The organism is Gracilibacillus halotolerans, from assembly GCF_014206945.1.
GTDB classification, from domain to species: Bacteria; Bacillota; Bacilli; order Bacillales; family Amphibacillaceae; genus Gracilibacillus; species Gracilibacillus halotolerans.
In genome coordinates, this window is sequence record NZ_JACHON010000002.1 from 283,736 (window position 1) to 298,129 (window position 14,394).

The 14,394-nt window shown below is 37.2% G+C and carries 10 protein-coding genes; 5 read left to right on the plus strand and 5 right to left on the minus strand.

The annotated features are described in order from the left end of the window. Window positions 1-3: 3 nt before the first annotated feature. The gene (locus GGQ92_RS05165) at window positions 4-1,005 is read right to left on the minus strand and encodes a LacI family DNA-binding transcriptional regulator (RefSeq protein ID WP_184245291.1); all 1,002 of its coding nucleotides are present in this window, start codon (window positions 1,003-1,005) and stop codon (window positions 4-6) included. Window positions 1,006-1,154: 149 nt separating this feature from the next. Between GGQ92_RS05165 and lacZ the strand changes: the two genes are divergently transcribed. From lacZ to GGQ92_RS05180, 3 genes are all read left to right on the plus strand, one after another. Further along, window positions 1,155-4,259, plus strand: a complete 3,105-nt coding sequence (gene lacZ / locus GGQ92_RS05170) for a beta-galactosidase, LacZ type (RefSeq protein WP_184245293.1) — start codon at window positions 1,155-1,157, stop codon at window positions 4,257-4,259. Window positions 4,260-4,434: 175 nt separating this feature from the next. Further along, entirely contained in the window at window positions 4,435-5,445 is a 1,011-nt protein-coding gene (locus tag GGQ92_RS05175; protein ID WP_184245296.1) for a LacI family DNA-binding transcriptional regulator, read from the plus strand. A gap of 115 nt (window positions 5,446-5,560) precedes the next feature. Continuing rightward, window positions 5,561-6,181: a DUF624 domain-containing protein gene (locus tag GGQ92_RS05180; RefSeq protein WP_184245298.1), complete on the plus strand. Its 621-nt coding sequence runs from the start codon at window positions 5,561-5,563 to the stop codon at window positions 6,179-6,181. A 313-nt stretch (window positions 6,182-6,494) separates the two neighbouring features. On the opposite strand, the gene GGQ92_RS05185 is transcribed toward GGQ92_RS05180, so the two are convergent. The 3 genes from GGQ92_RS05185 to pxpB are packed head-to-tail and all read right to left on the minus strand — an operon-like array spanning window position 6,495 to window position 8,880. Then, the gene (locus GGQ92_RS05185) at window positions 6,495-7,211 is read right to left on the minus strand and encodes a 5-oxoprolinase subunit PxpA (RefSeq protein WP_184245300.1); all 717 of its coding nucleotides are present in this window, start codon (window positions 7,209-7,211) and stop codon (window positions 6,495-6,497) included. Window positions 7,212-7,227: 16 nt separating this feature from the next. Continuing rightward, window positions 7,228-8,178, minus strand: coding sequence for a 5-oxoprolinase subunit C family protein (locus GGQ92_RS05190; protein WP_184245302.1), 951 nt, complete (start codon window positions 8,176-8,178; stop codon window positions 7,228-7,230). Between the two features lie 27 nt (window positions 8,179-8,205). After that, window positions 8,206-8,880: a 5-oxoprolinase subunit PxpB gene (gene pxpB, locus GGQ92_RS05195; protein WP_184245304.1), complete on the minus strand. Its 675-nt coding sequence runs from the start codon at window positions 8,878-8,880 to the stop codon at window positions 8,206-8,208. A gap of 218 nt (window positions 8,881-9,098) precedes the next feature. Here pxpB and GGQ92_RS05200 point away from each other — a divergent pair, with 218 nt between their 5' ends. Both GGQ92_RS05200 and GGQ92_RS05205 read left to right on the plus strand, forming a co-directional pair. After that, window positions 9,099-10,823 carry a methyl-accepting chemotaxis protein gene (locus GGQ92_RS05200; protein ID WP_184245306.1) on the plus strand — a complete coding sequence of 575 codons (1,725 nt, stop codon included), beginning with the start codon at window positions 9,099-9,101 and terminating at the stop codon, window positions 10,821-10,823. Between the two features lie 274 nt (window positions 10,824-11,097). Then, window positions 11,098-12,822 (plus strand): methyl-accepting chemotaxis protein, encoded by a 1,725-nt coding sequence (locus tag GGQ92_RS05205; RefSeq protein ID WP_184245308.1) that lies wholly within the window; start codon window positions 11,098-11,100, stop codon window positions 12,820-12,822. Window positions 12,823-13,342: 520 nt separating this feature from the next. Here GGQ92_RS05205 and GGQ92_RS05210 read toward each other — a convergent pair. After that, window positions 13,343-14,356 carry an FUSC family protein gene (locus GGQ92_RS05210; protein ID WP_184245310.1) on the minus strand — a complete coding sequence of 338 codons (1,014 nt, stop codon included), beginning with the start codon at window positions 14,354-14,356 and terminating at the stop codon, window positions 13,343-13,345. Between the last annotated feature and the right edge of the window lie 38 nt (window positions 14,357-14,394).

The following is a 14,394-nucleotide window of genomic DNA, read 5'->3' on the forward strand; positions in this document are numbered from 1 at the left end:
ATATTATTTACTAGAACTAACGGTAGTTTCACGAACGACTAAATCAGTATCAATATAAACTTTTTTACTAATCGTTCTACCTTCTTTTAATCGCTCCATGAGTAAGTCAATAGCAGTCATACCCATTAATTCTTTCTCTATTTTAACAGTAGTTAAAGCAGGATACAAATATTGGGAAATGCTAATATCATTAATACCCACTATTGCAATATTTTCAGGAATTTGTAAGCCTTTTTCATGAATTGCCTTCATTGCACCTATAGCAATCGGATCATTTGCAGTAATAAAAGCAGTTTGACTTTCTAATATACTAGTTTCTAAATAGGTCTTCATTGCGTGATAGCCACTCATTGCATCATATCCACTTGTAATCAGTTTCGTTTCATCTAATATGTTTTTTTCTTCTAAATAACTTCTGAAATACCTTTCTCGAATATCTGTTGTAGGTTGGATGGATCCCTTTAATGTTTCCTTTCCACCGATAAAGCCAATCGAGTCAATATTAATGGATAATAGATGATCAACTGCCTGACGAATTACTTTGGAAAAATCGGTTAATACAACATCACAGCCATCATGTTCGAAGTCCGAATCTATCAAGACAACATGCTCGGTTAACTGATGAAAAGCTTCAATATGTTCCCGATTAAAACGACCAACAGCAACTAAACCATCAATATCGGATGGTATTTTTTCAATTTCATCGACTAAAAATTTAACTAAATTTAAATGGTATTTCTCCATTTGCTGTTCAATTCCGTGGCGTATCCCCATGTAGTAGAGGTCTTCTAACTCTTGTTGGTCATTTACCCAGTGCACAAACGCGATATTGCGGTACACTTTTTTTCTCGCTTTTCTTTTCGTGTAGGAAAGTTGTTCGGCAATCTCAAAGATACGCTTTTTTGTATCTTCGCCAACAGATAAAGTAGAATCATAATTTAACACGCGAGAAACCGTTGCAATCGAAACGCCTGCCTTTTCTGCAATATCCTTAATTGTAGCCATATTTTAACACTTCCATTCATACATTAAGTAAAGTTAGTAAAATTTAACTTGATTATTTTACTTAGCTATTTTATTCTAAAAGTAGTCAGAAAAAATTACAACCCAGTATTTTGTATGCGATTACAACAATAAAGGGAGGATGTATGTTTATGATACTAAATAAATCAAAATTTAGCTACCAACCACCAGAAAATGGTTACCCGGAATGGAATAATAATCCTGACATATTCCAACTGAATCGTTTGCCAGCACATGCAATGGCTATTCCACATGCCACGGAGGAAGGTGCTTTAACTTTTCAAGAAGCAACATCCATTTATTATAAAAGTTTAAATGGAGATTGGAAGTTTCACTTTTCGGAAAGGCCGTCGGAAAAACTTAAGGGGTTCGAAGCGATAGATTTTGATACTTCGAACTGGGAGGCAATCAAGGTACCTGCACATTGGCAATTACAAGGTTACGATTATCCTCAATATGTGAATACTCGATATCCGTGGATAGAGCATGATGAGATTCAGCCGCCATATGCACCGACTAATTACAATCCTGTTGGCCAATATGTTACTAATTTTGAAACACCAGAAGAATGGGATAATCAGCCAGTTATTTTACATTTTGCAGGGGTAGAAGCTGCATTTTACGTATGGGTTAACGGTGAATTAGTAGGGTATAGCGAAGATACGTTTACCCAGGCAGAATTCAATATTACTCCGTATCTAAATCAGCGCGGGGAAAATAAGCTAGCTGTAGAAGTCTATCGTTGGGCAGACGCTAGTTGGCTAGAAGATCAAGATTTTTGGAGATTAAGTGGTATTTTCCGTGATGTTTATCTATACGCACTACCGAAATTACATGTATACGATCACCGAGTTCGTACTTACTTTGACAGCGAATATAAGGACGCAACTTTGGAAGTAAAAACAGATGTAGTGAATTATTTTAAAGATACGTTCGACTCAGCTCAGCTAGAGGTCGTTTTATTTGATGAGGATGAACCGATATCAAAGCAAATCGTGCAGCTTGATATTAATGAGAAAGAGTACAGTTCGATTACGACAACCACGCAAATAAACAATCCAAAAAAGTGGAGCGCGGAGCAACCGAATCTCTATAAGCTCGTTTTTATTCTGAAAACTTCTGAAAATAAACCGATTGCTTACTATGCTACAAAAATAGGTTTTCGCCAGTTTGAATTAAAAGGAAACATTATGCACCTAAACGGGAAGCGGATTATATTTAAAGGTGTGAACCGACATGAATTTACAGCAGATCACGGGAGAGCGGTAACAGAGGAAGATATGCGTCAAGACATTCTATTAATGAAACAATATAATATTAATGCAGTTCGTACATCGCATTACCCGAACCATCCCAAATGGTACGACTTATGTGATGAATATGGACTTTATGTGATTGATGAAGTGAACTTGGAAACACATGGTACATGGCGTTACGGTCAACAAGAGGAAGAAGGAGCTTTGCCAGGAAGTAAGCCGGAATGGACAGAGAATGTCCTGGATCGAAGTCGCTCTATGTATGAACGTGATAAAAATCACCCATCGATTCTTATTTGGTCATTAGGAAATGAATCATTTGGTGGCGACAACTTTTTGAAAATGTACGATTACTTTAAAAAGGAAGACCCTACACGTTTGGTTCATTACGAGGGTGTTTTTCATTATCGTGCCTCTAACGCAGCTTCCGATATAGAAAGCACCATGTATCGCAGTCCCCAGGAGATGGAAAGTTATGCGACTCAACCAGGCGTGAATAAAAAACCTTATATTATTTGTGAATATAGTCATTCGATGGGGAACTCGACTGGAAACTTATATAAGTACACAGAACTGTTTGATAAATATGAAATTTTGCAAGGCGGATTTATTTGGGATTGGAAGGACCAAGCATTACGCCATCAAACAGAAGACGGAACAGAATATTTAGCCTACGGTGGGGATTTTGGTGAATCTCCACATGATGGGAACTTTTCTGGTGATGGACTGATATTTGCAGATGGAAAAGTCTCTCCAAAGTTAGAAGAAGTAAAAGCTTGTTATCGAAACATAGATATAGAAGAAATTGATCTTGCAAAAGGGCAGTTTGAGATTATTAATAAACATCTGTTTCGAGATTTAACTGGAATGCAGCTTGTTTGGACCGTTGCGGAAGATGGAATGATTACTCGTTCTGGTATTGTGGAATTAACGACTGCCGCTGGTCAAAAAGAAGAAATTAGTATCGAACTCGATCTGGAAGAATGGAATCGTGCAAAAGAACATGTAATTACGCTGTCTGTTATCGATAAAGATGCTCCAGAGTGGGCGAAGCAAGATCATGAACTAGCATTTGAACAATTTGTTATTCCTCCAGTGCTACAATTAGTAAACAAATCAAACTCTAAAGATAAACTCGAGGTTAAGAGTAGCGATGAAAAGATTGATGTGAAAGGCGCTAATTTTGAAACTTCTTTTCAATTGGGAATGCTAGCATCTTATAAAGTAGAAAATCAGGAGCTTATTACATCTCCACTTGTACCAAATTTCTGGCGAGCAATGATTGATAACGATCGCGGTTCACATGTAGACCAAGATAGTAAGACATGGAGAGAAGCTAGTTTAAAAAGGGAACTACTTAATGTCTCTCATAAAATTAACGATGATCATGTACAAATAATTGCATCGTTCGAAGTGCCAACAACCTCACGTAGTATAGTAAATGTTCGCTATACCATTTATACTACTGGTCAAATCGATGTTCATTACAAACTACTACCAGGAAAAGATTTGCCGAACATACCGGAGATTGGTATGCGATTTGAAATGGATGCGTCTTATGAAAATTTAGAATGGTATGGCAAAGGTCCACATGAGACATATTGGGATCGTCAAAAGAGTGGAAAAATAGCGATACATGAAGGTAAAGTTCAAGATCAATTAGAGCCTTACTTAAAACCACAAGAAAGCGGAAATAAAGTCGGTGTTCGCTGGCTAAATGTGAAGGATCAAGATGGTAATGGACTTCGAATCTCTGGTTCGCCAACTATTGAAGTGAATGCCATTCCATATACACCATTTGAGTTGGAGGAAGCAAGTCATCATCATCTGCTCGCTAAATCGAATAAAGTTTCGATTCGGGTGAATGGCTGGCAAATGGGTGTTGGTGGCGATGATAGTTGGGGACAAAAAACACATCCAGAATATCGCTTGTTTGCAAACCAATCGTATGAGTATACTTTTTCTATTCAATTTTTGTAATCAAAAGGCTGTAGGGGAAAAAATCCTCTACAGCTTTTTTAACGACCAACTATAGATGAGCATGCAACGGTATCGCCAATCATCATCTTTTCTTGACAGGTACTTAAAATAAGCGCTAAATAGAAGTAATAGATTATTAGACTGGAATCAAAAAACACAATTTGAGGGATGAACGATGACAAAATGGACGATACGCGATATTGCAGAAATGGCTGGAGTTTCACCAGGGACAGTTTCCAAAGTAATCAATCAAACAGGTAGTCTAAGTCCGAAGACGATTGAAAAAGTGAAGAAAGTAATTGATGAGACAGGATATGTTCCAAGCTTTTCAGCAAAAGCACTAGCAACGAAAAAATCAAATCTAATTGGGCTTATTTATGCTGGAGAAGTGCACGTTGAGTTTGCACATCCTTTTTTTAACTCAGTCATTAATTCATTTAAAAATACAATTGGACAACTGGGATACGATTTACTTATGTTTTCCAATCCATCGTTTAATAATGGAATAGAAGATTACGTAGCAAGGTGTAAACATTATCAACTAGATGGGTGTCTCATTGTAACTGGAGAAAGGGTTGAGGGGGCAATTTATGATCTTGACCAAAGTGACATACCAACAGTTGGGATTGACCTGAAGCTGACAGGAAAACAATCATCCTATATAACAACAGATAACGCAAAAATATCTAACTTAGTAGTTCGTTATTTTCATGAGTTAGGTTTAAAGAAATTAGCATTTATAGGCGGTCAAGAAGAATCACTAATAACTGCAACGCGTAAAGAAGCATTTCTTCAATCATTGAAACTATCCAAAATGGAAACTTCCTCGGAGTGGATTCGATTTGGAGATTACTTTGAAGAAAGTGGTTATGAACAAATGAAGCATATTTTGGATAGTGACTCTTTACCTGAAGCTGTATTTGCCGTATCGGATATGATGGCGTTAGGAGCAATCGAGGCAATTAAGGAGAGAGGCTTGCGCGTACCTGAAGATATCCGGGTAATCGGCTGTGACGACATAGACGCTTGTCGATATAGCGAACCAGCATTAGCGACGGTGAAACAGGATCAGTTGGAGATTGGTGAACGTGCTGCGGAAATTTTACATGACTTAATTAACGGGGAAAAAGTAGAGCCGTGCTATCTTGTTGATCCTGAAATAGTTATTCGAAAATCAGCAAGGTAATTTCTATCGGACTAAAAGTTTCCAAAAATTAACGTTAAAAACCCTTGTTTTTTGGTTTATTTTCTTGCTAACCGGCTAAACTGATACTAACAATGTAGAAGAGGCAGGTGTAGTTATGGAACAGGGTGAAGCACTTTTTTTTCGTATTTTGTACGTTGTTGCAGCATTTAGTGCTCTACAATTCTTTTGGCTCTTCTTTTCGTTAGGTGTCGTAACAGTTATCCCAGCAACTATGGCCATGTATGCCGTGCTTGTCGAATGGCAAAAAAATGGGGTAGATATTGGGATATGGAAGACATTTTTTCCTTCGTTTAAGGCTTACTTTAGACGAACGGTAATTGGCAGTATGAATCTGTTGATGCTCTCTCTTTTAATCGCTTGGAATTTTCAATATGTACAACAGCTGTTACATACAACTATGTATATTCTTTTATTTATGGCTAGTCTTATCGTATTAACATTGATTTCTGTTGTTCCCTTTACGGTCACATCCCATTTAAAAGGATTTCAACTTTGGAAAAATGCATCGCTCGTATCGGTAGCAATTTTACCTCAGCTCTTAATTATTCTCCTTTTAATTGGGCTTTATGTTGGCGTGACAGTCATTACGCCAGTTCTAGGAATAGCTATTATTAGCGTATTTGCCTATTTACATCTTTTATTATGGCAGCGAGCAGTTAAAAAACTACCTTCTGATTTAACGGATCGATTTTTATTAAAATATCGGTACCGGTAATATTCAGCGATGTACATAGTCATCATGGTAAGATGTGGGGACACAACAAACCTTACAACATTAAAGACGAACAATTAAAAAATGAGATATGAAAAATTACGTAGCAAAAACACGTAGACTCCTGCAGGAAAGCAACAGCTGAAAATCCATTACAAAAGTTCAATTGAACTTTTGTAATTAGTTGAGGCGTTGCCTGCGGAAAGCGAAGTGTTTTAGCGAAGAATTTTAAAAAGGTACAAATCGAACTGTTTCTAGCGAATCGTTCGGCTTGTACTATGATTAAATACTTTTGACTCAGCCTTTTCCCTATTTGTTAATTAAACATTTCACGAATTGTTTGAACAAGCTTTACTGCATTTTTATTGTCTCCGTGAACACAAATTGTATCTGTCTCAAGAGAGATAATGTTACCTGTAATCGTTTTTACTCTCCCTTGTGACAGTAATCGAACTTGCTCGATTACCTCTTGTTCCGTTTCAATGACAGCTCCATTTGTATTGCGAGAGGTCAAGGTACCGTCTTCTTCATAGCGGCGATCCGCGAACGTTTCATTCCATGTAGTTAACCCCACATCTTTACCTGCACGAATTAACTCACTTTTCGCTAAGCCGTATAAAATAATAGTAGGATTAAAATCATGTACTGCATTTGCTATCGCAGATGCTACCGTGTAATCAACAGCAGCCATGTTGTATAATGCGCCGTGTGGCTTTACATGATGGATAGTCGTTTCGTTTACTATTGTGAAAGCGTGCAAAGCACCTAACTGGTAAAGCACCATATCATAAATTTCTTGTGGACTCATTTGGAGGTTTCGTCTACCAAATCCATGTAAGTCAGGAAAGCCAGGATGAGCTCCAATTTTCACCCCATGCTCTTTAGCTAATTTTACTGTAGTTTGCATAATTGTTGGATCCCCTGCATGATAACCACAAGCGATGTTTACGGAATCTACATATGGAAGAATAGCTTCGTCATTTCCCATACGAAAAGCGCCATAGCTTTCCCCGAGATCGCAATTCAAATCCATTACGTATCATCTCCTATCAAAATCTATATTTTTCATTAATAAAGCATCTCATCTTTTGAAAGAACGCCTCTTGCTCAACTAAGCGCTTATATGCATCTTCTACCGTTATTTCTTTGAACTGCACGGTTCCAGTAAGGGATAACTGGCTTAATTTTGGTAAATCAGCTTCAATTACTTGTCCGATTTTTGGATAACCACCTGTTGGCTGAGCGTCCGCCATTAAAACGATTGGCAAACCATTTGGTGGGACTTGAATCGTGCCAAAAGAAGTCGCCTCGGTTAACAAATCTCCCGTATGCTTCGTCTTTATTGGCTCCCCTTGTAATCGATAACCAATTCGGTTGGACTGACTACTAATTTGCCACTTTTGTTGTGAAAAGCTATCTGCATGAAACCAATCAAATTGTGGACCTCTTATATAATGGACGACTTGAGATTGACTACCTATATATTCATTAATAAAGTCGGGGATGTACCAATTACAATCGTGAAGGGAAAGGTCTAGCTCTTTCAATGGAATTTGATCACCATTACGTAATGGCCTTCCTGTAATACTTTCGATATCTGCGCGCATGACGGTACTTCTACTACCTAAAATTTTAGGTGTTTGAATTCCGCCTCTAACAGCAATATACCCGTAAGCCCCTTTTCTCGAAGGTCGTAATTGAACCGTGTCTCCCTTTTTAATAAAAATTGGCCTGTATCTATCTAAGTTTTCCTTTTCCACGTTTACACTCATATCCGCACCAGTTACTGCAATTAGTGCATCACAATCAAATTGAATCGTCGGTCCGATTAGACTCATTTCAATAACTGCTGCATTTTCATCGTTCCCAACAATTAAATTGGCTAGGCGCATTGCTTGTATATCCATTGGACCAGCAGTTGAGAAACCGTAGGAGCGCATTTTTCTTCCTAAATCTTGAATGGTTGTATATAAGCCTTCTTCGATAATCTTTAAGGACATGTGTAAACACCTCAATCAACTAACGTGCTATTTGTGCTCAAATTCGTGTAAGTTAAAAAATTCTTGTTGGCTAATCGGATAGAACTGAATAAAATCACCTGGTTGAACGAGTGTCGGTTGATTCTCTTTCATTGGTAATAAGTGAACAGGTGTACGTCCAATTATTTGCCAGCCCCCTGGAGAAGGAGAGGGATAAATTCCTGTTTGTTTACCTGCAATACCGACCGAACCGCGATGTACCTCTCTTCTCGGATTGTTCTTCCTAGGTGTTGCAATCTTTGAATCTACCTCTGAAAGAAAAGGAAAACCTGGTGCAAAGCCGAGAAAAAGAACCTGATAGTTTCTCTCTGAATGTAGGCGAATGACCTCATTCGTATCTATCGCATGATAGTCTGCTACGACCTGTATATCTGGTGCAAATTCTCCTTCATAGCACACTGGAATTTTTATAACGTTTCCGTTTGGTTGATTTCCTGTCTGTTGTGTTAAGTAAGGGACTACAACTTTTCTTACTTCATTATACGTAAGACGAAAAGGATTGAAATAGACAGTTAATGTTGTATACCCGACAACTGCCTCAGTTATCGCGTCTATATTTAAAAGTTGATCTCGTATATAAAGTAACTGGTGATATTTTTCTAATGAAAACTCTTTCCCATAATTAATTCGAAAACTTTCTTCCGAAACGAATGTTAATTCCATACATTACACCCTTTTATTAAAACTAATTTACAAAAAATTAAAAAAACTCTAACAAAACTAGGTCTATAGTAATGATAAGATAGACATACCAACATGACTGACATCAGAGATAACGTACATAAATTACTAGGGAAGGGTTCCAACAAGTAGCGTAACGAGAGGAATTGCCTTCTCTAAAATTTGGCGACTTCTATACGCTTTATGAGGGGGATATGTAAATGAAAATAAAGAGAAAAGAAAAGAAATATTCCTTTAACAACCGAAAAATAGGAACGAAATACGGTATCGTTTTAGCACTCGTTTTAGGATTGTTTGTTTTTTCTACATCTATTGTAACGTTTTTTACCATGAACATCCAATCAGACATTGAACTTATGGAGGAAAGAGGTCAAGTTTCTGTAGATGTTACGGAAATGGATTCGCTAATACGAGCAAAAAGTATGAATATGTATGAATATATGAAAGAGCAAGACGATCTCATTGTAGAAGGATACATCGAAAGTAATCGACGGTATGCTACGATGTATCAGCAGGTAGAAAAGAAACTTATAGCAGAATATGAACTCGAGCTACTTGAACGAATCAATCATGCTAGTAAGGAAGTAGATCTTCAGTTTGACAAAGTTGTTAAACTTGTTAATCAAGGTGAACTAGAAGCGGCTGGAAATGAAGCAGATATAGCTAGCGAGTTACAGCAAAAAGCTATTAGAGATATCGATACGCTACAGCAAATTGTTACAGATAAGCGAAAAGAAGCTGGTAGTAGTGCGATGGAATCTTCACAATTTACGATTGTAATACTTCTTGGTGGTTTAATTGTCTCGACAACGCTAAGTATTCTGATCATTGTGTTACTCAATCGAAAAGTGTCTTCCAGTTTAAGTAAAGTGGCAGAGCTTAGTAATCAAATCGCTAATGGTAATCTGACAGCTGAGAGTTTAGCTTATCGAGGCAAGGATGAAATTGGTATCCTTAGTACGTCTATGAATCAGATGAAGGAAAATTTATTAACGATTATTTTAGAAACAGGGACAGTATCCGAAACGGTACATAATCAAAGTAAATCGATGCGACAGTCTGCAACAGAGGTGAAAAATGCGTCTGAGGAGACTTCTACTACGATGCAAGAAATAGCATCAGGTGCAGAGTTACAAGCAAATCATTCGATGAACGTTGCTAAGAAAATGAAGGAATTTACCGAAGAAGTAAGAGAGGTTCACGAACTAGGTGAGAATATCAATTCCTCTACATTGGAAGTACTTGATCAAGCAATGAACGGAAAAGAAATGATGGATGATTCTGTGATTCAAATGAATCGAATCTATCAGTTAGTAGGAAACACGGTAACAGAAGTGCAACAGTTAAATCAGCAGTCACAAGAAATTTCTCGGCACGTACAAGTGATTCAAGAAATAGCAGACCAAACAAATCTGTTAGCACTTAATGCCGCAATTGAGGCCGCACGAGCTGGAGAAGAGGGAAAAGGCTTTGCGGTAGTTGCTGAGGAAGTGAAGAAATTAGCAGGAGTAGTAGCGGAATCGAGTACAGATATTAAGCATTTAGCCAAAACGATTCAAGACGGGACATATGCTGTTACGGAATCACTGGAGGAAGGATATACAGAAGTTGCAAATGGCACGAAACAAGTGAAACAAACTGGGGAAACATTTGAGACTATTCATCGTTCCATTCGTTATATGGTAGATAATATTCAGACCGTCGTTCAAAGTCTTACACATATTACTTCATCAACAAAAACAATGGACGAGTGGATGGAGGAGATTGCTAGTATCTCAGAAACTTCTGCCACGCAAATTGAAGAAACAGCAGCCTCCACACAGCAAGTGACTAGCGCCATGGAAAATGTTTCTCATCATGCAATTGAATTATCGCAATTATCAGAGGGATTAAATCGATTAGTACAACAATTTAAAATGAAATAGGAAGTATAAACTAGCATTCTATCTAATATAGAAGTGCTAGTTTTTTATTACACCTTGGAAAAATTAAGTTCCAAGTATAAGTACAACGAAGGCAATCGCCAAATTTCTTTTATCATAACATTTATAGTCCGTTCGATTGATACTTATGAATAAATAAGTATTTAGGACTAAAGGACTTGTAGGAATTTTAACCTGTTCATGTTAAAATGAAAGCATGTACATTTCCTTTGGTCATATAAAAAATACATAAATAGTACAATGGGGGACAATAGTAATGCAAAAAAAGAAACAAAAAGTGAAATTAAATGCTTTACAGAATCTAAAAATCGGTGGGAAGTATAGTGTCGTATTAGGAGTTGTGTTAGCTTTATTTATTATTTCCATTGGTGTTGTTAGCTTTTTTATGTGGCAAATGCAAAGTAACATAGAATCAATGGAAAGAAGAGCGGAACGAGCAGTCGAAGTGACAGAATTAGGTTCTCTTATCCGAGAGAAAACGAGTCAGTTATATATGTATATGGATAATCAAAGCTCGGAAATTTTAGAAACGTATGAGGAAGCGAAGGCAGAATATAACGAAATCGAAGCCCGTATAGCCGAAGATTTAAACTCCGAGGAGCAAGAACGATTATATAATCAAATACATTTTGCAAGTGAAGAAGTAGATCGTCAGTTCGAAACTGTCATTAGCTTAATTGATCAAGGAGAAATAGGCGAGGCTAGAACTGCTGCAACCACTGCTAGTTTAATACAAGGAGCATCAATAGGTGCTGTAGAAGATTTTAAGAATCTTGTATATGAGGATATGCAGAGTGCTAATGAGGATGTAAACCAAGGATTTTACACGACATGGTTTGTTTTAGGAATAGGTATCGTTGTTTCGATTGTTATAAGTATTATCATGATGGTATTACTAAACCGCTCCATTTCTAGCAAATTAAATCGACTCGTTGAAACAAGCAATGAAATAGCAAACGGAAATCTCGCTGTTAACAATATCGAAAATGATTCTAAAGATGAAATTGGTATTCTAGCAGATTCAATGAATCGGATGAAGGATAGTTTGCGCACGCTCATTTCCCAATCGGTTGAAGTATCGAGCTCGGTTCACAGTCAGAGTGCATTACTGCAGCAAGCAGCAGAAGAAGTGAAAACAGGTTCAGAGCAAACTGCTGTAACAATGCAAGAACTCGCATCTGGAGCAGAAACACAGGCAAATCATGCGAGCGATGTTGCAGAAAAAGTGAGCATGTTTACACAAGGATTTAATGAAATGAGTAATAGTAGTGAAGAACTTACGGAATCATCTAATGAAATTTTAACGTTAACAGATACAGGGAAGAACATGATGGAAAACTCTGTCTCACAAATGGAGAAAGTATATGCTATGGTGAAAGATGCTGTAGACAAAGTTCGTACGTTAGATAAACAATCTCAAGAAATTACAAAATTAGTCGATGTCGTCCAAGATATTGCAGAACAAACGAATTTACTTGCCTTAAATGCAGCAATCGAATCTGCAAGAGCGGGAGAACATGGTAAAGGATTTGCTGTAGTAGCGGATGAGGTTAGAAAATTAGCGGAGCAAGTTTCTCATTCCGTAGGTGATATTACAAATATTACGACACAAATTCAGAATGAATCTTCTTCGGTTACCTTATCTTTAGAAGAAGGTTACGAAGATGTGGAACAAGGAATGGTGCAAATAGAAAACACAGGTGAAAGCTTTGAACAAATTAATGATTCCATTAGTAGAATGGTAGATAAGCTTCAGGCAGTTGGAAATCGAATTAACGATCTGACCAGCGCAACAGAAGATATAGGTAAATCAGTAGAGGAAATCGCATCTATATCAGAGGAATCAGCTGCAGGTATCGAACAAACGGCTGCTTCCGCACAGCAAGGTAGTAGCTCAATGGAAGAGATGACCTACAATACAAAGCAACTGTCGGAACTATCCAAACAATTAAATGATAATGTCCAACAATTTAAAATGTAAAACAAAGAAACGGAATCCAAAGGAGGATTCCGTTTCTTTCACTCTAAATGTGTTCAACATCAGATATTCGCATTTAATATTGGATTCTACAGGCTTAAGATTAGATATTCAGAATTAAGATTAGATTTCATAGACTTTAAATCGGATATAGCAAGTTAACATTAGATTCCACAGGTCTAACATTAGATTTACAAAAACGGAGAAAATTTACTCTGGACTCGATCAAGTTTTTATCGTGATGAATGCCGATAATCGAATATTCACTGACCATATCCGATATTGCGCCAGAGTTATCTAATGTTCACTGGCCGTATCTGATATTGCGCGAGAGGTATCTAATGTTCATCGACCATATCCGATATTGCTCAAGAGTTATCTAATGTTCATCGACCATATCTGATATTGCGCAAGAGTTATCTAATGTTCACTGGCCATATCTGATATTGAGCTAGAGTTATCTAATGTTCACAGGTCTTATCCGATATTGCGCGAGAGTTATCTAATGTTCCGCTCTAAGTTTTTACTCATCCAATATATTTTCAGCTAAGCTGAAGATAGATAATAGTTCATATAAAATAATAACCTCTGGTGTGAAAAACTTCGTGCGATTGTCTTCAGATGGACGTTTACTTTCCCAAAACCTATCTAGTAATAGAAGAGCTTGTGTATGATAAACCTCTTTCTTATAATCATCAGGATTCTTCATAAAATCAGCTAGCATAAAAACCATACTATTTAGTCTATTTTTCTCTTCTTTTGTCCATTGTAATTCATGAAATGGGGTATCCATCATATTCCCTATATGATAATGAATTCGTTCGATATAATAAAGCTCTGTCTCTTTTAATTCCAATCGTTCTAATGATGTTTCATCTAAACGATTATATTTAAGATCAGCAAGCTGCAAGTCGATTAATTTTTCTGTTTCATAAAATGAAGCATGTAATCTTTTGTTAATTGCTTCTTCCAAATCCTTATCTAATGTTCCATCCGTCATTCGTTGAACAACAAATGCTAACTCTTCGCCTGTATCTGATAAAAGCTGGTCAACTTTTCCTTTAATTTTCCCCGAGTAATCAGGAGGTAGTATAAACATGTTGACGAGCGTAGATACAGATAAACCAATAGTAGTTGTTCCAAGTCGGATGAGAAAGGAATAAAACAAGTTCGAATGAATGACTTCAATCATTGCTACAGCTGTTAATGTAGCAACAAGTAATCCATCATGTAGTTTTAAACGATAACAAACAATGATCGTAAGCAATGTGGCAAGTGTGTACGTAATAGGGGAATCTCCGAAAAAATAAATCAGTATAACAGCAAAGGCTGATCCAATCGCAGAAGCTGGAAACCGGACAAATCCTTTTTTTATCGACTGTGTAACCGTGGGTTCAATCGTAACAATGGCTGTTATTACAGCGAAAACTGGTGGCCATCCAAGTAAATCACATAAGAATGCAGTAATGAAAACTGCAACAGCGGTTTTTAGTACGCGTCGACCAATAAGTTGTCCTCTCATTGTTTTTCTCTTCATAACATTCTCTCCCTATATCTTCAAGTATACATGATTCT

What these genes read in the sequence shown, in the direction of transcription:
- GGQ92_RS05180 (WP_184245298.1), top strand. Translation starts at nt 5,561, where the DNA reads ATGGAACAGGGTGAAGCACTTTTTTTTCGTATTTTGTACGTTGTTGCA.
- GGQ92_RS05175 (WP_184245296.1), top strand. Translation starts at nt 4,435, where the DNA reads ATGACAAAATGGACGATACGCGATATTGCAGAAATGGCTGGAGTTTCA.
- GGQ92_RS05185 (WP_184245300.1), bottom strand. Translation starts at nt 7,211, where the DNA reads ATGGATTTGAATTGCGATCTCGGGGAAAGCTATGGCGCTTTTCGTATG.
- GGQ92_RS05165 (WP_184245291.1), bottom strand. Translation starts at nt 1,005, where the DNA reads ATGGCTACAATTAAGGATATTGCAGAAAAGGCAGGCGTTTCGATTGCA.
- pxpB (WP_184245304.1), bottom strand. Translation starts at nt 8,880, where the DNA reads ATGGAATTAACATTCGTTTCGGAAGAAAGTTTTCGAATTAATTATGGG.
- GGQ92_RS05200 (WP_184245306.1), top strand. Translation starts at nt 9,099, where the DNA reads ATGAAAATAAAGAGAAAAGAAAAGAAATATTCCTTTAACAACCGAAAA.
- lacZ (WP_184245293.1), top strand. Translation starts at nt 1,155, where the DNA reads ATGATACTAAATAAATCAAAATTTAGCTACCAACCACCAGAAAATGGT.
- GGQ92_RS05210 (WP_184245310.1), bottom strand. Translation starts at nt 14,356, where the DNA reads ATGAAGAGAAAAACAATGAGAGGACAACTTATTGGTCGACGCGTACTA.
- GGQ92_RS05190 (WP_184245302.1), bottom strand. Translation starts at nt 8,178, where the DNA reads ATGTCCTTAAAGATTATCGAAGAAGGCTTATATACAACCATTCAAGAT.
- GGQ92_RS05205 (WP_184245308.1), top strand. Translation starts at nt 11,098, where the DNA reads ATGCAAAAAAAGAAACAAAAAGTGAAATTAAATGCTTTACAGAATCTA.